3 protein-coding genes are annotated in these 3,998 nt (G+C 72.2%); all 3 read left to right on the top strand.

Annotated features, from left to right (window positions below):
- A partial coding sequence (ruvB, locus tag HMPREF3099_RS05880) for a Holliday junction branch migration DNA helicase RuvB (protein WP_070705137.1) occupies positions 1–964 on the top strand: 964 nt, incomplete at its 5' end.
- Positions 965–1,062: 98 nt separating this feature from the next.
- Positions 1,063–2,967, top strand: coding sequence for a protein translocase subunit SecD (gene secD / locus HMPREF3099_RS05875; RefSeq protein ID WP_070705136.1), 1,905 nt, complete (start codon positions 1,063–1,065; stop codon positions 2,965–2,967).
- Positions 2,967–3,998: protein translocase subunit SecF (gene secF, locus HMPREF3099_RS05870; protein WP_070705135.1), on the top strand; the 1,032-nt coding region annotated here is incomplete at its 3' end. The genes secD and secF, both read left to right, overlap by 1 nt.

The following is a 3,998-nucleotide window of genomic DNA, read 5'->3' as shown; positions in this document are numbered from 1 at the left end:
GCGCCTGGCCGACCTCGCCGGGCAGGACCGGGTGCGCGACCAGCTGCACCTGGTGCTCGAGGCCGCCCGCCGCCGGGGCGCGCCGGCCGACCACATCCTGCTCTCCGGGCCGCCCGGGCTGGGCAAGACGACGCTGGCCATGATCGTGGCCGCCGAGATGGGCGCGCCGATCCGCATCACCTCCGGACCGGCCATCCAGCACGCCGGCGACCTGGCCGCCATCCTCTCCTCGCTGGCCGAGGGGGAGGTGCTCTTCCTCGACGAGATCCACCGCATGTCGCGGGCCGCCGAGGAGATGCTCTACCTGGCCATGGAGGACTTCCGCGTGGACGTGGTGGTGGGCAAGGGCCCCGGGGCCACCGCCATCCCGCTGGAGCTGCCGCCGTTCACCGTGGTGGGCGCCACCACGCGCTCGGGGCTGCTGCCCGCGCCGCTGCGCGACCGCTTCGGGTTCACCGGGCACCTCGACTACTACGCGGCCGAGGACCTGGCCACGATCCTCACCGTGAACGCCCGCAAGCTGGGCGTGCAGGCCGAGCCCCGGGGCATCGCGGAGATCGCCGGCCGGTCCCGGGGCACGCCCCGCATCGCCAACCGGTTGCTGCGGCGCGTCCGGGACTGGGCCCAGGTGCACGGCCGCCAGGTGGTGGACGCCGAGGCCTCGCGGGAGGCCCTGGACCTCTTCGACGTCGACCTGCAGGGCCTGGACCGGCTGGACCGCGCGGTCCTGGAGGCGCTGTGCCGCCGCTTCGACGGCGGCCCGGTGGGCCTGACCACGCTGGCCGTGGCCGTGGGGGAGGAGCCCGACACCGTGGAGACCGTGGCCGAGCCCTACCTGGTGCGCGAGGGTTTCGTGGTCCGGACCCCCCGGGGGCGTGCCGCGACCCCCGCGGCCTGGCGCCACCTGGGCGACGAACCGCCGCCACCCGCGGGTCGCTTCGGCCACCCGGCGCCCCTCGCCTAGACTCACTCCCCGCCGTGCCCGAGGGGGCGGCCCCAACCCACGAACCGAGGTAAGTCGATGCCCATGCCGCGCGAACGGGCCCGCTTGGGGGTGCGCCGATGAACATGCGTGCCCAGCGGGCCAAGGCCGTGAACACCCTGCTGACGCTGCTGCTGCTCCTGATGCTGCTGTTCGGAGGCCTGGGCGCCGCCCACCTCTTCGCCAAGCCGCAGGCGTCCCTGACCCCGATGCTCGGGCTGGACCTCGAGGGCGGGCAGCAGCTCATCCTCGAGCCGGCCGTCGAGGGCGGTCAGGTGACCAGCGGCCAGGTGGACCAGGCCGTGAACATCATCCGGCAGCGCGTGGACGGCTCCGGCGTGGCCGAGGCGGAGGTGACCACCCTGGGTGGCCGCAACATCTCCGTGGCCATGCCCGGTACCCCCGACCCGGCGGTCATCGAGTCGCTGCAGGCCTCGAGCCGCATGACCTTCCGCGAGGTGCTGGCCGTGGAGTCCGGTGCCCCGGCGCCGAAGAACCCCAAGAACCTGCCGGGCTACGAGGGCAGCTCGTCGAAGGACGGCAAGGCCTCCGGCAAGGAGTCGGGCAAGGGGTCGACGGGCGGCTCGAGCGCCCCGGCCACCATCGCCGAGGGCGTGTGGCCGGCCCAGTCGTCGCCGAAGGCCACCGACTCCTCGAAGGACTCCAGCGCCTCGTCGTCGGGCAAGGACTCGGGCAAGGCGTCCGACAAGGCGGCTCCGAGCGCCTCGGCCTCGCAGGGTTCCGGGGACGCCGCCTCCTCGCCGGCCCCGACGGGCTCGGACGACGCGCAGCAGCCCGCGCAGGGCGACGGCACGCCGCACGGCAAGGACATCACCATCCCGGCCGCCGTGCAGAAGCGCTTCGACAGCTACGACTGCGGCACGGACAAGACCCGCGAGGAGGCCCAGTCCGCCGGCGACGACGACTTCGTGGTGGCCTGTGACCCCACCGGTACCGAGAAGTTCCTGCTCAGCCCCACCCGCATCGAGGGTTCGAGCATCGCCGACGCCTCCTCCGGCCCGGAGACCAACCAGCAGGGTCAGCCCACCGGCAAGATCGCCGTGAGCCTCGAGCTGGACGGCAAGGCCGCCGACACCTTCGCCGACCTCTCGGCGGTCATGGCCGCCCAGCCCAAGGACTCGCCGTACAACCGGTTCGCGATGCTGCTCGACGGCGAGGTCATCTCCGCCCCGGGCATGAACCAGGTCATCACCAACGGCCAGGCCTCCATCACTGGCGACTTCACCGCCGAGGAGGGCAAGGCCCTGGCCGACCAGCTGAAGTTCGGTGCCCTGCCGTTCTCGTTCAAGCTCCAGTCCTCCGAGCAGATCAGCCCCACCCTGGGTGACGAGCAGCTGCGTTGGGGCATCTGGGCCGGCGTGATCGGCCTGGCCCTGGTGGCCGTCTACTCGCTCTTCCAGTACCGCGCCCTGGGCCTGGTCACCCTGGCCTCCCTCGCGCTGGCCGCCCTGCTGGCCTACCTCGCGGTGGTGCTCCTGGGCTGGCAGTACAACCTGCGCCTCACGATGGCCGGCATCACCGGCCTCATCGTGGCCATCGGTGTGACCGCGGACTCCTTCATCGTGTACTTCGAGCGCGTCCGCGACGAGGTGCGCGAGGGGCGGCCGCTGCGCAACGCCGTGGACACCGGCTGGGCCCGTGCACGCCGCACGATCCTCATCTCGGACGCGGTGAACCTGCTCGCGGCGGTGATCCTCTACCTGCTCAGCGAGGCCAACGTGAAGGCCTTCGCGTTCATGCTGGGGCTCACCACCATCATCGACCTCGTGGTGGTCATGCTCTTCACCCACCCGGTGGTGACGCTGCTGGCGCAGACCCGCTTCTTCGGTGACGGCCACAGGCTCTCGGGCATGAACCCCGAGAGCCTGGGTGCCCGCCGCACCACCTACGTGGGCCGGGGCCGGGTGCGTTCCCTGCCCGACACCCCGCCGACCACCGGCACGACCACGGAGGCCGCTCTCTGATGGGTTTCGCACAGTTCGGCAACGACCTGCACACCGGCCGCCGCCAGTTCGACTTCGTCGGCCGCCGCAAGCTCTGGTACACGGTCTCGGCGGTGCTCCTGGCGCTCTCGCTGCTCGGCCTGTTCGGCCGCGGCCTCAACCTGGGCCTGGAGTTCACCGGTGGCTCGGACTTCCGGGTGGCCGGGGTGAGCGACACCACGGACTACGAGGCCCGTGCGGCCCGGGCGCTCGACGCCCAGGTGGGCGCCGGGGAGACGGTGCGCTCCAGCGTCATCGGCGGCGAGACGGTCCGCGTGCAGACCGGCAGCCTCGAGGGCGGCTCGACGGGCCTGGACAAGGCCCGCAGCGCCCTGGCGCAGGAGTTCGACGTGCCCGCCAAGGACGTGGCCGGATCCCTGGTGGGTCCGTCCTGGGGCAAGGAGGTCAGCCGCAAGGCCGTGATCGCCCTGGGTGTCTTCCTCGGCCTGGTCTCGCTCGTGCTGGCCCTGTACTTCCGCACCTGGAAGATGGCGCTGGCAGCCCTGGTGGCCCTGCTCCACGACCTCGTGTTCACCGTCGGCGCCTTCGCGCTGGCCGGTTTCGAGGTCTCCCCGGCCTCGGTCATCGGCTTCCTCACCATCCTCGGCTACTCGCTCTACGACACCGTGGTGGTGTTCGACAAGCTGCGCGAGAACGTCGACGACGCGATGAAGCACAAGAACCGCACCTACGCCCAGGCGGCCAACACGGCCGTCAACCAGACGCTGGTGCGCTCCATCAACACCTCGGTGGTGGCGCTGCTGCCGGTGGCGGCCATCCTCGCGGTGGGCTTCGGCAAGCTGGGTCCGGGCACGCTGCTGGACCTCTCGCTGGCCCTGTTCATCGGCATCGCGGTGGGCACCTTCTCGTCGATCTTCATCGCCACGCCGCTGCTCGTGCAGCTGCGTCAGGGCGAGCCGGGCATCCGCGCCCACGACGCCGAGGTGCGCCAGCGCCAGCGCGCGCGGGCGCAGGCCATCATCGCCCGCAAGCGCGAGGCGGCGGCCGCCCCG

It is taken from the genome of Kytococcus sp. HMSC28H12 (genome assembly GCF_001816045.1).
Taxonomy (GTDB): Bacteria; Actinomycetota; Actinomycetes; order Actinomycetales; family Dermatophilaceae; genus Kytococcus; species Kytococcus schroeteri.
This window is presented reverse-complemented; position numbering and strand designations above follow the sequence as displayed.